General features: G+C 39.3%; 15 protein-coding genes. 6 read left to right on the top strand and 9 right to left on the bottom strand.

Annotated elements, in window-relative coordinates; translation table 11 throughout:
• The first annotated feature begins 77 nt into the window (after positions 1–77).
• A complete protein-coding gene (locus OCI93_RS05890; protein WP_261625994.1) occupies positions 78–395 on the top strand; it encodes a hypothetical protein in 318 nt (105 codons plus the stop codon).
• Between the two features lie 253 nt (positions 396–648).
• On the opposite strand, the gene OCI93_RS05885 is transcribed toward OCI93_RS05890, so the two are convergent.
• Entirely contained in the window at positions 649–1524 is an 876-nt protein-coding gene (locus OCI93_RS05885) for a tetratricopeptide repeat protein (RefSeq protein WP_261593684.1), read from the bottom strand.
• A gap of 148 nt (positions 1525–1672) precedes the next feature.
• On the opposite strand from OCI93_RS05885, the gene OCI93_RS05880 reads away from it, so the two are divergent.
• The gene (locus OCI93_RS05880; protein ID WP_261593685.1) at positions 1673–2392 is read left to right on the top strand and encodes a substrate-binding periplasmic protein; all 720 of its coding nucleotides are present in this window, start codon (positions 1673–1675) and stop codon (positions 2390–2392) included.
• A gap of 16 nt (positions 2393–2408) precedes the next feature.
• Here OCI93_RS05880 and OCI93_RS05875 read toward each other — a convergent pair whose 3' ends face one another.
• Entirely contained in the window at positions 2409–3317 is a 909-nt protein-coding gene (locus tag OCI93_RS05875) for a histone deacetylase family protein (RefSeq protein WP_261593686.1), read from the bottom strand.
• Positions 3318–3427: 110 nt separating this feature from the next.
• Here OCI93_RS05875 and OCI93_RS05870 point away from each other — a divergent pair, with 110 nt between their 5' ends.
• Together OCI93_RS05870 and OCI93_RS05865 are read left to right on the top strand one after the other, a co-directional pair.
• Positions 3428–4432 carry an L-threonylcarbamoyladenylate synthase gene (locus OCI93_RS05870; protein ID WP_261593688.1) on the top strand — a complete coding sequence of 335 codons (1005 nt, stop codon included), beginning with the start codon at positions 3428–3430 and terminating at the stop codon, positions 4430–4432.
• Positions 4433–4627: 195 nt separating this feature from the next.
• Entirely contained in the window at positions 4628–6631 is a 2004-nt protein-coding gene (locus OCI93_RS05865) for an alpha-amylase (RefSeq protein ID WP_261593689.1), read from the top strand.
• On the opposite strand, the gene OCI93_RS05860 is transcribed toward OCI93_RS05865, so the two are convergent.
• Entirely contained in the window at positions 6632–7729 is a 1098-nt protein-coding gene (locus OCI93_RS05860) for a tetratricopeptide repeat protein (protein ID WP_261625993.1), read from the bottom strand.
• Positions 7730–7801: 72 nt separating this feature from the next.
• Between OCI93_RS05860 and OCI93_RS05855 the strand changes: the two genes are divergently transcribed.
• Both OCI93_RS05855 and OCI93_RS05850 read left to right on the top strand, forming a co-directional pair.
• Entirely contained in the window at positions 7802–8389 is a 588-nt protein-coding gene (locus tag OCI93_RS05855; RefSeq protein ID WP_261593692.1) for a GNAT family N-acetyltransferase, read from the top strand.
• Between the two features lie 368 nt (positions 8390–8757).
• On the top strand, positions 8758–9009 hold the full coding sequence (locus OCI93_RS05850; RefSeq protein WP_261593693.1) for a DUF2999 domain-containing protein: 252 nt from the start codon (positions 8758–8760) through the stop codon (positions 9007–9009).
• Positions 9010–9158: 149 nt separating this feature from the next.
• Here the strand turns inward: OCI93_RS05850 and OCI93_RS05845 are convergent, their stop codons facing one another.
• From OCI93_RS05845 to OCI93_RS05820, 6 genes are all read right to left on the bottom strand, one after another.
• Positions 9159–9983, bottom strand: coding sequence for an AAC(3) family N-acetyltransferase (locus tag OCI93_RS05845; RefSeq protein ID WP_261625992.1), 825 nt, complete (start codon positions 9981–9983; stop codon positions 9159–9161).
• Positions 9980–10714 carry a hypothetical protein gene (locus tag OCI93_RS05840; protein WP_261593695.1) on the bottom strand — a complete coding sequence of 245 codons (735 nt, stop codon included), beginning with the start codon at positions 10712–10714 and terminating at the stop codon, positions 9980–9982. Before OCI93_RS05840 ends, OCI93_RS05845 begins: the two co-directional genes overlap by 4 nt.
• Complete coding sequence (locus tag OCI93_RS05835; protein WP_261593696.1) at positions 10704–10964, bottom strand: acyl carrier protein; 261 nt, start codon at positions 10962–10964, stop codon at positions 10704–10706. Before OCI93_RS05835 ends, OCI93_RS05840 begins: the two co-directional genes overlap by 11 nt.
• Positions 10964–12418, bottom strand: coding sequence for an AMP-binding protein (locus OCI93_RS05830; protein WP_261625991.1), 1455 nt, complete (start codon positions 12416–12418; stop codon positions 10964–10966). Before OCI93_RS05830 ends, OCI93_RS05835 begins: the two co-directional genes overlap by 1 nt.
• A gap of 267 nt (positions 12419–12685) precedes the next feature.
• Positions 12686–13108: a DUF4177 domain-containing protein gene (locus OCI93_RS05825; protein ID WP_261593698.1), complete on the bottom strand. Its 423-nt coding sequence runs from the start codon at positions 13106–13108 to the stop codon at positions 12686–12688.
• Positions 13109–13301: 193 nt separating this feature from the next.
• Complete coding sequence (locus tag OCI93_RS05820; protein ID WP_261625990.1) at positions 13302–14198, bottom strand: LytTR family DNA-binding domain-containing protein; 897 nt, start codon at positions 14196–14198, stop codon at positions 13302–13304.
• Positions 14199–14269 lie beyond the last annotated feature (71 nt).

Below are 14269 nucleotides of genomic sequence, written 5' to 3'. Positions count from 1 at the left end.
TAAACTTTAATGGTGACTCGAAGTTGTAGATAAACAACTAATTGAGTACAAATTATGTTGAACAAATTGGTGTTTGTATGAGTGAAGACAAAAAAATAAGATTATTGTATCGCGTTGAGCCTGGTTGTTTAGGCCCTACTGGAAAAGATTTTGTTGAAGGTTTTTGTGAGTTTGCAAATAGTAAAATTAAGCCGCCAGTGTATGCGCTTTTTAGCTTTGTACCTCGTTATGATAAGGCATTACCTGAAAGAGAATACACAGTAGCAAATAAAAACTTGTCAATGGCTCAGGTTGAAGCCTATTTAGATAGGTTGGACAAAGACAAAGATGAATTTGAAGAGCAAATTGATGAGTTAATTTCACATGCAATTGATGCTTACTTGAAAAGGTTATAGTTTTTATTGGTATGATTTACAGGCTTATTTTTAGGCTCTGTAATAGGTATTTGATTCACAAGTGCATACATTATAACAATGTTTAATAAGTTATTTAAAAGTTCAAGCAAGGCATTAATGTAAAACGGTTAAGAGATTTCGTCAGGAAGACTTCATGATGGCGTTCAGAATTCTGAACGCCATCTAATGTTTAGCTGGGCAATCATACCCAGCAAACGAGTTAGCGACAATAGCAATGGCTGCAATATTGCTTTTAAGTATGATCAATCAATTCATTAAAGCTGGCATTGTCGTGTAAACTAGCAAAAGCGGCCTCATGCAATAGTTCATTTTTTAAATTTGGGGCATATTCTAAAGCCATGCGAATATCTGACATCGCATCTGCATGTTGATGCAATATGGCGAAGGCGCAGGCTCTTTGCCAGTATGCATAGCCATAATCATTATCCATCTCCAACGCCTGATTACACAATTGTATAGCAAGGCTGGTGTCGCCCAGCTCTAACAGCGCATCAGCCTTGTATGCAATGGCTTCCACATCTTCAGGTTTACGATTTAGGATTTCGTCGTAAATTTCAATTTTAGAGCTCATATCACTTTCTAAGTTGGCTCGCATCCATAGCGAGTGTACTTCATTGGTAATGGTTATCTTTTTATGGTTAGTGAGGATTTCTTCAGAGCGCTCTTTTAGTTTTTCTTCAAGTATTTGCAGTCTTTGTTCGTATTCTTCTGTGATATTACCGACACGTTCCTTAACCATGTCTTCAACTTTGTTTTTAATGTCTCTGAGTGATGTCCAGCCAACAACAACTAATATTGAAGCTGTTGCAGTGATAATAAATAATACATTGTTAACGGTGTCTGTAGTATAGGTTATAGCTCTATCAGCGGCATCTAATTGGCTGTGAGTGACTTGCTTGGTTACATCTTCACGTAGTTTTTGTTGATCATAACGGACAGCTTTTAGCTCGTCTAAAATGTATCTCTCTATAAGGGGCTTATACATAGGGGCTTGCTGGGCATCAAGTGCTTGTTGTTTTTCAGCCTCTGTAGGCTGCGTATGTTGTTGTTGAGCATTGGTACCTTGGCTGAATAACCAAATACAAAGCAAAAAGAAGAATGATTTCATAACGTACTATACTTTCTATTAATTAAGAGCGCATGGTGCATGAAGTTAGGATAAAAAGCAAAACTAGAGATGAAACTTTAATTGTTGTTTTTGCAATGTATAAAGGTAATGCGCATAATACTTAAAAAGCAGCTAGAGTGAGTGTGGTATGAGGGTATATTGGTTTGTGTTTTTGTTGTGCTCTTGCACTATCCATGCTCAGCCAATACTAAGTGTGGTAACTGAAGATTGGATGCCATACAACTTTATCAATGAAGAAGGTGAAGTGGTGGGGCGTGCAACTAAAAAGGTACGTGAAGTGCTTGAAGCTGCTCAAGTGCCTTATGAGATCAGAGTTTACCCTTGGGTGCGTTCTATGAAGTTGACGCAAACTAAAGCGAATACCATGATTTATTCTATCTATCGAACGAAAGAGCGAGAGTCTATGTTTTTATGGGCTTGCCCTTTACTTAAGCCTGTTAAAGAGTATTTATTTAAGCTTCGCAGCAGAGATGACGTAAAGTTGACATCTTTGGAAGATGCAAAAAAATACATTACTTCACTGGTTAGAGGCAGTATTTCGCATGAGTACTTGCGCGCCAGAGGTTTTAAAGCCGATGTAAATTTAGATTTGTCAGCAGACCCCAGCGCCAGCCCTCGTAAATTGCTCGCCAGAAGAGTCGATTTCATTATTACAACAGAATACACAGCTTACGAAATGATGAAAGGGCTAGGCAAGCCATATGAGTTATTAGAAATTGTTTATGAAGTTAAAAATGCTGATGAACGTAGTGCCTGTATGGCATTTAATAAAAACACTGACCCACACATTATAGAGCGTGTTCGTAAGGCACTGGTTGAGCACAATGCAAATTTTGTAAGCCCTTAAGTTAATCTCATCTTTGTCACAATAGAGCTGCTTGTTCAATGACGATACTGTGGCGCTGAGCTAAACGTTGATGGTTCTTGTCATAGCCGCCACCAATGACTGTGGCAACTGGAATACCATATTTTTGGCATGTTTTTAATACTAAGGCATCGCGCTTTTGTAAGCCTTGCCAAGTAATATTTAGTTTGCCTAACCCATCATGTTGCCAAACATCAACACCTGCATCATATAAAACTAATGAAGGGGTGATATCTTCAATAAGCCCTACTAATGCTTCTTTTACAATATTTAGGTAGGCAATATCTTCGAGGTCGTTTTCTAAGCCGATATCAAGATCGCTTGGGTGCTTTCTAAACGGGAAGTTTTTTTGGCAATGAATCGAACAGGTGAATACATATGGATTGTGTTTGAGCATAGCCGCAGTACCATCTCCTTGGTGTACATCTAAATCAAAAATAAGGATGTTACGCGCTTTTTTTTGTGCGATTAACGTGCTGGCTGTGAAGGCCAAGTCGTTTACCATACAAAACCCCGAACCGAAATCATAATGAGCGTGGTGTGTACCACCCGCTAAATGGCATGCAACACCGTGTTCTAAAGCAAGTTGAGCTGTTTTAAGTGTCCCTAAAGGCGCGGTGAATGTACGCGCCATAAGTTGTTCTGACCATGGTAAACCAATGCGGCGTATGGCTTTATCATTCAAACGATTATACCACAGATCCCAAATGTAATTTTCGCAGTGGACTTCTTCTAGGTGCTCAGGTGTCCCTTGCGCTGGTTGAAAAAGGTTATTTTTAATGAAACCTTGTTGCTGACAATGTGCAAATAACCGTGCAAATTTACTCATTACAAAGCGATGTTTCGGGTCGAATGAGAAAGAGTAATTCGGGTGATACACTAAAGGTAAATTAGGATTGAAAGTCATTATTGTCACATGCTCTTAAATAAGAATTTATCTGTCGTTGTGGTCATTTCTTAAGGTATAATAGCGGGTTTGCAGAGTATGTACGAACATGGTTCCTTATTGGATTGGGTATGAGCGCTAACTTAAAAACTGAAATTTTATCTTTAAACGAGCTGCGGAGTTTAGAAACTGCTTTTGAGTATTTGAAAAGTGGAGAATTGGTCGCTATTCCTACAGAAACAGTTTATGGGCTTGCAGCCGATGCTAGCCAACCTGATGCTGTCAGTAAAATATTTGCCGCAAAGGGACGCCCAGCCGATCATCCTTTAATTGTACATATTGACGGGGTAGATAAGCTGAGTAAGTGGGCTGCTGCTATACCTAAATGTGTAGAGGCGTTAGCTGGCGCATTTTGGCCAGGCCCCTTGACCTTAATTTTACCCAAAGCTGAGCATGTATCACCAATTGTGACTGGTGGACAAAACACAGTAGGTTTACGGGTACCAAATCAGGCGGATGTATTAGCATTACTAGCCCGTTTAGATACAGGCCTTGCTGCGCCGTCTGCAAACCCCTACAAACGCATTAGCCCAACTACGGCTGAGCAAGTTATGTTTGGCTTGAATAATAAAATTGCGGCAATATTAGATGGCGGGCCTTGTGAGGTCGGATTAGAGTCAACTATTGTTGATGTTACTGGCCAAACACCCACTATTTTGCGTGCCGGTCCTATCACTAAATCACAAATAGAAGCTGTATTGGGATATCCGATTCACATGCCGCAAACTCATAATATGGCAGTGCCGGGCAATGTGAAAGCGCATTACCAACCTTCAAAACCGGTCAAGCTAATGCAAAGCAAACATTTGTTTGAACAATTAACAGCGCATTCAACATTGTATCAAAGTGATATAGCGGTACTGTATTACTCTGACTTTTTAACGAATGAGCTGGATAATACGAGCGCGATGCAAATGAAGCTATCATCAGATAAAGCACGTTATGCACAAAATCTTTATTATGCACTTCATCAGCTTGATGGTGCTGAAATAAAGCATATCTGGATTGAGCTGCCACCATTTGATGAACAGTGGCAAGATGTACATGATCGTTTAAGTCGTTCAGCGGCAAGTTAACCCTTTAAATACGGCACAGCTTAGCTGAAATCGGAGATGATTTATGTTTATTTTGGCGTCGTTCGAGCAGTGACAGCAAAAGGGGGTGATTCAGCTCCATTATATAGCTGCATACGTATTCAGCGGGATAAATTAGGGACAGTGCTCTACATTGTTATTGGTTTGTAAATAAATCAAAAAACAAAAGAGCACATTATGACAACATTAAATAAAATATCTAAATTTTCAGCTGCCAGTGGTGCAGCACTGCTGTGTTTTGCGCATTCTGCGCAAGCTCAACCAACCACGTTTGTTCACTTGTTCGAGTGGTCTTGGCCTGATGTGGCACAAGAATGTGAAACCTTCTTAGGCCCCAAAGGCTACGCGGCTGTGCAAGTCTCACCACCCAATGAGCATATCACCGGTGCACCATGGTGGACACGTTATCAACCAGTCAGTTACCAATTACAAAGTCGTGGCGGCACGCAAGCACAGTTTAAAGAGATGGTTACACGTTGTAAGCAAGCTGGTGTCGATATCTATGTAGACGCGGTAATAAACCATATGGCGGCGGGCAGCGGTCAAGGCATAGCTGGGACGAGCTATGGTATTAAACAGTTTCCTATGTATAGCCCGCAAGATTTTCACCCAAGCTGTGCGATTAATAACGCAGATTACGGTAATAACGCGTGGCGGGTACAAAACTGTGAGTTAGTTGGGTTAGCTGATTTAGATACCGACACCACTTATGTACAATCGCAACTTTCGGGTTTTTTAAACACTTTAGTAAGTGCCGGGGTTGCGGGGTTTCGGTTAGACGCTTCCAAGCACATGCCGGCATCAGATATTGCCACTATTTTGTCACAAGTGAACGGCACACCTTTGATATTTCAAGAAGTGATTGATCAGGGCGGCGAAGCCGTCAGTGCAAATGAGTACTTTGGCAATGGGCTTGTGACAGAATTTAAATACACTACTAAGCTTGGAGAAACGTTTAAAAACGGTAAGCTTGCATGGTTGAGTAATTTTGGTGAGGCATGGGGGATGATGCCAAGTTACAAAGCCGTTGTTTTTGTTGATAATCATGATAATCAACGCGGACATGGTGGTGCTGGTAACGTGGTGACGTTTGCTGATGGTAAACTATATGACTTAGCGAATGTATTTATGTTGGCTTACCCTTATGGCTACCCAAAAGTAATGTCGAGTTTTGAGTTCAATCACGATAGTGATGCTGGGCCGCCTAGTGTAACAGTGCATGATAATGGACAGCTTAACTGTTTTGCAGATCAATGGCAGTGTGAGCATCGACATATGATGATCTCTGGTGCAGTTGATTTTCGCAATAACACGACTAGCCATTGGCAAGTTAATAATTGGTGGGATAACGGTAATAATCAGATAGCATTTTCTCGTGGTAATGAAGGATTTGTTGCGATTAACCGTGACTCAGAAGCCTTAACACGCACCTTGCAAACGGGCCTTGCTCAGGGCGCATATTGTGACGTATTAACTGGTAGTTTAAACGCTAATAAATCGAGCTGTTCTGGGCGAACTGTAACGGTCAACACACAAGGATATGCTGATGTTACGTTGACTCAAATGGATGCACTGGCCATTCACCATAAGGCAAAAATTGTTGATGATGTCATCGAACCAATGCAGCGTACGGTAATTTTTATTAAGGCTGAGACCCAAGCAGGGCAGGATATGTTTGTGCGCGGTGGCATTGATCATAACTATGCACAGAGTATCGGTAGAAATTGCACACAGGATGCGAGTCAATGTGCACTAAAAATAACCCATAATAATTTAAAAAACAGCACGACTAATGATTGGAAAGTAGGTGATCACTATCTTGATTGGTCAGCAAATGAAGCGACACAAAATGCAGGTGCTCAAGGCAGCCCTTTGGATTGGACAACGAATATATGGCCAGATGCATGGGGTGTTAAACGTGTAGTCTCACAAGATGGTTATGGAGAAACACCACTCAACCTGTACGGTGATCACTATTGGATGTTAGATGTGCAAATGGACTGTAGTAACAGTATAGATGGTTGGTTTGAGTTAAAAGCTTATGTAAAAAATGGCCAAGGATGGGAGGGGGATATAGCACAAATTGGTACACCTTATACTACAAATAACCATTTTGCGCAGTGTGGTAAAATCAATGTATTTGAATTTGCTAAAAATAGCGCGAGATACGCAGACTTTTAATTAAGTAATTGAGTCAAAGTCGCTTTTTAAGCGACTTTGATTTTCGTTTGGCGCAATGCAGTATTGTTCTAGCAAGTCTAATGGCACTGTTTTTTTAGGTCTAACGCGCTCGTACTGCGCTGTTTGCTCAGCAAATTGTACTGAAATCCAAGGTACATCCACCATTTCTACATATTTGCGTATCGATTGTTGCTGACCATGTTCAAATAAAAAATCACCATGCTCAATTGCATAAGCAAAGCGTGCGTATTGAATCTCGCTAGGTGCCTGTATTGCACTAACTAATGAGTGCATGATCACAAAGTGGTAATAGTAGTGATGATTACTATTAGCAATTGAAAAAATAGTCTGTCTAACTGAGTTTTGATAGCGCCAAAACTGCCTGAAATTGCCAAGTAATATTTCGGTGTTTAACAGGTTTAACCCAATGCGTGCAGCCATTTCGGTTTCGCCAGCCAAACTTAGGTCCCGATATAGCGCTTTGAATAAATGCCGTGCTTGGTGCAGCTGGTTGTTATCAAGTAGATAATTGGCTAAGTTTATTTTTACTCGCAGGTGTTGTTGTTTGTTTTCAGCCAGTGTTTTGGCTTGCTCGAGTATACTTTTTGCCTCGTCGTATTGTTTGGTATGTAACATTGCCGATTGTAAATTTAGAAGTGTATGAAAGCGAAAATTATTACTGCCATTATTCAACGATAAAGCACACTGATAAGCGTCAATTGCATGTTCGTAGTGGCCATTAATTCTCAATAAAACCCCTAAGTTACTAATTAACTTAGCTTGGTGATTATCAATATGTGTTTGCCACTTAGGGAGGGCAAGTTTTAGTGCAATGTCGTTGGCCAGCTTAGGTTGATTGCTTATGATAGCAGCTTTGAGGGTTAGTTGATAAAACTGCGCTGAACCTGTATTGGCTGGCAGTGCTGCATACTGATAATAGCGCTGCGCTAACTCATTAGGTTGAAGCATGAACTGTGATTTTAGCTCTGATAAGTCAGGCGGTACACCTTGCAAAAGAGCGATTAAAACAGCAAAATTCAGCAGCACATTAACTCCAACCGTTTCTAAAATGCCAATCTTGGCTTTGTTTTCAGGCATTGAGGCCCGCGAATATGCTGAGTGTAACTGCAATAGAACAACGAATAAAGAACCATTAGGGAAATAACAATAATGAGGATAAAAAACACCGCCTTAAAAGGACGCTATGTTACTTTAGTGCCCTTAGAACTGTGCCATATTGACGGTCTTAAGTGTGCTGTTGAAGATGGCGAACCTTGGCGGCTATGGTATGCCAGTGTACCTAAACCGGAACAAATGCAAACGTACATTGAGCAGGCAATCGCGGGAGCCGAAAATGGCGATATCGCTTATGTTGTTATTGATAATAAAACGCAAAAAATTGTTGGCACTACACGTTATTATCAAGTTGATGTTAGCAACAAAAGGGCTGCTATTGGTTATACTTGGTATGCAAACAGTGCGCGCCGGACCGCAATTAATACCGAAGCTAAACTGCTCTTGTTGGAAAATTTATTTGATGTATGCACTGCCATTGCTGTTGTCTTTAAAACGCACTTTTTTAATCATGCATCTCGCAGCGCGATAGAACGGTTGGGGGCTAAACTAGATGGAGTGTTACGTGCTCATCAAATTATGCCCGATGGCTCATTAAGGGACACTGCGGTATATTCGATTATTGCGAGCGAATGGCCCGCTGTGCGCAATAATTTAATGCATAAGTTAAGCATGCATCAGTAAAACCTTGAACTAGGTTGTATATTTTTGGGTCCACGTTAAGTGAGTGACTCTTTTTAAAAGAGCGCTATGATTGCATTTGATATCATCGCTGCTTTTCAGCGGCGCCTATGCTATTGGTCATCAGGATCAGGTAAACCTGCTGGCAATTGACCAAGGTTTAAGCCAAGGAAAGTTGACAGCGTTAGTTTCAGGGCTTTCGTCTGGTGTTGGTATTTTATTCATGTGCTGTCAGCTACCTTCGCTGTTGCTTTGATGCGCCTAAAGTAGGCACTTGAAAAACGTAATTTGAGTCACTACATATAACCATCATACGCTTTTTCTTTGTGAAAAAAGTATTGGCGTACTATTTGAGTATAAAAGGTAAAATTATGAACCCTATTTTGGCGATATTAAAAGAACATAATATTAGTGATGAACAAGTAAAAGAGCTGTTCCAAGCGTTAACTGAAAACCCTATGATGGCGATGGGGCTTATCTCACAACTAGGTATTCCACCCGAAAAGCTTCAGCAGTTAATGGGGTTGGTAATGCAAAACCCAGCACTCATCAAAGAGGCTGTTGATGAGCTGGGGTTAGATTTTTCAAAAGTTGAAGAGGCTAAAGCTAAGTTAAATCAATAAATACTCGATGATTGGCAGACAACGATTGATCATAAAAGTAAGCCTTTGTTCACTTTAAAAATATTTGAGACAAGCTAATGTGCTTGTTTTAGCTGACCAAGATATTACAAGCTGAAGCTTTAATATCTTGGTAAGTAGAAGCTCCAAGGCTATAAAGGGTATGCGATCTCCTGCCCATTTTCATAACGGTACAAAGCTGTCGGAGTGCAATTTAGTAATGCAAATGGGTTTTGTTGAACAAGCTTTTCAATAAACTCAAAGAGTGATTTCATTTTTATAGCATAGATAAAGGAGCGGCCTAAAGTTAATTTAGTCATCACTTTACTATTTAATAGTGCTTTTTCTAAACGCGAGTAACTTTCTCTGTAAGCATTATTCATAGGGAAACAAAAATGATGGAAATCACCACTTATATTTTCTCCATTTATCAGGGTGAGATCACCATGAAACGGTTTGTTGAATCGATATTTTAATTGGAGCATGGACTCAATGTGAACAACCACTGTTGCTACTCTTAATCCAATTCCTTGAAGTACAAGTGTGGCGTTTTTCTTAACTAACCTATCGAAAGTTGAGTTTGGGCCAAAAGCATGAAATTCAGGGGTGTCTGATTTACAGATTTCAAATGCATCTTGCCCAAGACCACAAATAGAGAACATTGGATGCCCTGAGCGCTCAACATTAGGTTGCTGTCTGAACCACTCAGGCCAAAATCCTAATACTGTTTTTTGTGAAATTAAATTAGCGTTTCGCTGTTTTGGAAAGTCATAATTAAATGCGGGCATGAACAGAGAGCCTTCGGCCCCTATGGCTGTTTGAAAACACTGTAGTAGTAAGTTGGGCAGTTCTTCGACTCGATGACCCGCAATATTCCCAAGGGTAAATAATGAAGAGTGAATAAAAATATTATCACCCTTGGCGATACCTAAGCCATCAATAGTTGACGTTATTTTCTCAACGGAGATTGCTTTCACAAAAAGTCCTCATTGCCAAATGCAAGCTTAACTTCATCATAAATCTCAGTTATCCTATGAGAGAACTCCTTATCTTTCCATGGTTTACCTGATAATATCATCCACTCATACTTTGCAATAAATTTCTTTTTTTGCTTTTCATCTAGGTTATCAATAAACCCATCCATTTTTATTTTAAGTCTATTAACCAGCTCTGATAAACATCTAAATACAAACACGACTTCCGGGTCTCTTAACAAGGGCTTTAAGCTTACTGTGAGCTCGCGTTTTATACGGATAGACTGTTCTCGAACAAGTGTGCAATTATGATTGTTATCTGGGTCACGATAGAATAAATCCATCAGTGCCGAGTATTCAAAATCCACTATCATGCCAAACGCATCCACAACAGGGAAGTAAGGATATATTCTGCAAATTAGAGGGCGGTGTCCATGAGGGTTACATAACCCACCACATTGACAAGAGAGTAAATAGATACTGAACTCTTTACCATTACTTAAGTGGAATGTACGCTTTTTTGCTGGAGTTGTGATGTTAGTAATACCACCAATTGATTTATAATACTCATATTCTTTTTCTAGTAGAGGAAGAGAAACGCCTGATTTATCAAGGATATTGAAGTGTTCTCCATAGAAATTCTTACAACAGTACCCACCACAGGTTTTCCAACATTCAGGAGCGTTAACATATTCAGTGTTATAGATATCTTTCCAATCTACTTTATTCGGCATTATTTGGCTCACATAAAAAAGAAACTAAACCACTATATGATGTAAATTGCACAGGGTCAGCGTCCTCAAAATCAATATCTAGGTTAAAGGTGTTCTCAAGTTCCATGAGCATACTGATAAAATCTAGAGAATCTAATAACCCACTACTAATGAGGCTACTATCTTTATCTAGCGTGTGTAACACTTCAGCCCCATGTTTATCAATTAATTTAGTGTTGATAGTATGTTCAATTGAATTTACTAAGCTCATTACTTCTCCGTTAATAAATGTAGTGTATTACTGTCTATTTTACCGTTGCTATTTAGTGGCATAGAATCTATCCAAATGACTTTTTTTGGCACCATATAATGAGGTAACTGCTGTGCTAAATAAGTTAATAGCTCATCTGCTACTTTCTTATCGGCAGGAGCACAGATAAATATAGTCAAGCTTTGTGGTTGGTTTTTTGGTATTGCAATAGTTTGTACTAAGGCATTATTTAAAAACTCAGAGCTCTTGGCATTTATTTCTGCCAACTCAACCCGATATCCCTGAATTTTAACCTGAGCATCTATGCGACTTACGTAATGCCAGTTATTATTTGGGCCTGACCTAACTAAATCACCACTACAATAGTGTTGTATATTATTTTTAACATGCAAACTAGCACTATGATGTTCGGTATTTGATAAGTAGCCTGAAAATACTTGAGGCCCACTAATAAGCAACTGCCCATTTTTATCAGTACAAAAGTTCATATGTGGAAATGCTGTCCCTATCGGAACGTAAACCTCGCTTGTGCTTTCACTTGGGTTATATTCATAATGAGAGCAAGCAATCGTTGCTTCAGTTGGACCATAAAGGTTAATTATTTTACTATTGTATGCAGCTTTATGCCAGTTATCAGCAAGCGCTGTTGGTAGTGCTTCGCCGCAAAAGAGGCTAATGCGTAAACTCGGATAGCTCGCTTTTTTAAGCATACCTAATTTTGACATAATTGAAGCAGTTGAAGGTACGCTAAACCAAATAGTCAGTTCATGTTGTTTGATAAATTTGCTTGGAGCAAATAATGCTGTTTCGGGCAATACATATAAACATGCTCCTTGAGTCCAAGTTATAAACATATCGTGAATACTTAAGTCAAACGTAGGGTCAAATACTTGACTCACACGATCATCAGGTGTCAATGGCAAGAATTGATCCATATAAGTTACATAACTATCAAGGTTATTCCAACTAATAGGTACACCCTTAGGGGTCCCCGTAGTGCCTGAAGTAAATAAAATATATGCAACGTCTGTTTTGGTATTGCTTGAATGCAATTTTGGTTGACTGGTAAGCGAAAGTAGCTCCTCAATACATAAGAAAGAGACTCTCGGGAATCGTTTTTGTAGCTTTTGGTATAATTCTTTGTATTGCGAGCCAAATAGAATGCAGCTTAGCTGGCTTTGCTCTATTATGGAGATTAGTCGATTTAGTGGTAGCTTGGTCCCAAGAGGAACAAAAGTTCTGCTACTTAAAACACACGATACAACGGCGCAGTAATAACCAACGCTACGATAGTCTAGTATCCCGACACTAGTAAATTGGGAACTTAAATTATCGTTGATATACGTAGACTTTATATCTAACTGCTCATAAGTAATATACGTGTTATCAACATATATTGCCGCGTTTTTGGAGTATAGATCAAAACCTTTTCTCAACCGCTGATTCAGTTGCACAGTAACCCCCTTGATTCCGGTGGAACAGAATCACGTATTGCTCGCCCCGATGTTATCGCAGGCTTAATAGTTTCAATCAGGCTACTTTACCTGACTCTCAGATTTTCTCATAGTATTACGCTGCAAGTGTTGCCAGTGCTGACGTTTCTCTTTTGGTTTTTGTTAAACATTCGATATGTAAATTTTATAAATAAAATCGCGAGCTTGCTTAAAGTTTACGCGTTAAGTGAATAAATACTTGCAGCTAATAGATAATTTTTACATTAATTAAGTATATGCTCTTTGCAAAATAGCGATCATTGAGCCTGTTTGACCTGTCCAAACACCTTGAGTAATCTCAGGTGTTAACACTTGAACCAACATCCAGCCATGTTGGCCCTCTTTATTTAAAATACTGGCTAAATCCGGTAGCTTTTGTTTTTTAAGGCCAGCAAGAAACCCCTCATTATGTGCTATTTCTAATGTTTTGAATTCGTATTTGGTCACTTTTACTGACTCTTCATCGTCGAGCTCATGAATATTGATGTCAAATGCTGACGCCAATGCTTTTTTAGATTGCAGTGAAGCAGTCGCGTCTTTTTCGATTCGCTGAATTGTTCTGAGATTCAAGCCAGATGCAATGGCTAACTCTTCTTGAGACCAACTTTGTTGAGCTCTTAATTTTAATATTAATGTGGCATTTATTTTCATATTAACCCTGTGATTATATTGATTAAAGACAGCGCAATGATTCAACATTATCATGGAATCTTTTACGACTAAATTGCGACAGTAACCTGAAAACTTTACGACATTTTGCGACAGAATTTAATACTGATACATTAATCTTCATAAATACAACAGGTTAATAAAGCCATTTTACTCATGTACAGCATGCCCTAGCCTAAGCTTTACTCTCTAACCATGCTTTAACCTTTTTCATGTTTGTACGACTAACAGGAACAAAGTCTTTGTTTGACATTAACAGTGACCCTTCACGGTTATTTTTTGAGAGTGATAGAATATGTTCTTTATTTACCCAAAAGCTGCGATGCGTCTGTCCATCAATAATGCTTGGTTCAGCGGCACAAATATCTGAAATAGCATCTTTTAGGTTATATAAAATCAAATGCTGCTGTGATTGCGTAACCACTTTTAAATAATGCAATTCAGCTTTTAAATAAATGAGCTCACTAATGGATTTGAGCTGTGCCAGTTGGTAAAAGGAGTGGCGATCACAGTTATGATTCAGACCTGACTGTTCTTCATTTTTTGTACACTGAATACTTGCTTGTTCAATATTTGGGCTTAATTCGGTTGATGATTTTGTATGGCTGATGCCTTTCTTTATTGCCATATTTGCACTATGGGGTGTGCTTGTTGTTTTTTCTAGCTTAAAGCCAATGACCCAAGGCAAGTTAATAGCTATCCAAGATAATAGTGCAGGGGGGACCATGTTTTGCCATTCTTCAAAAAGCGCATTCCAGCTATATGCTGTTTCATATTCTACATAAACGTCGATCAGCAATGAAAATGGGGCATAAAAAGTAACGCCTATTATAGAACTAATTGCCAATTTGAGTATGTCATTTTGCCTTCCTAATGGACCTTTGAGTAGGCAGTGGGTCAAAATAAAAAAGGCTAAGCAGGAAAAAACTTGTACTTGCCAAACGAAAAAATTTAGCCATACAGGCAGGTTATTATCATCATCTGAGACACTGAGTAGGCAAGCCAAAAAGAAGCCAGCAAAGAAAAAATACCGCCAAGGACTAATTGCGCCTAATGGAAATTGCCCATTCATACAAAAAACTGCCCATTCATACATAAATCAATAGTTTAATTAAACCAGAAAGCAATAGGTACGTAAATTAA

Origin of the sequence: Pseudoalteromonas holothuriae (genome assembly GCF_945859825.1) — a bacterium.
Taxonomy (GTDB): Bacteria; Pseudomonadota; Gammaproteobacteria; order Enterobacterales; family Alteromonadaceae; genus Pseudoalteromonas; species Pseudoalteromonas holothuriae.
Note: the sequence above shows the minus strand (reverse complement) of the source record. Positions and strands in the feature narration are given on the sequence as shown.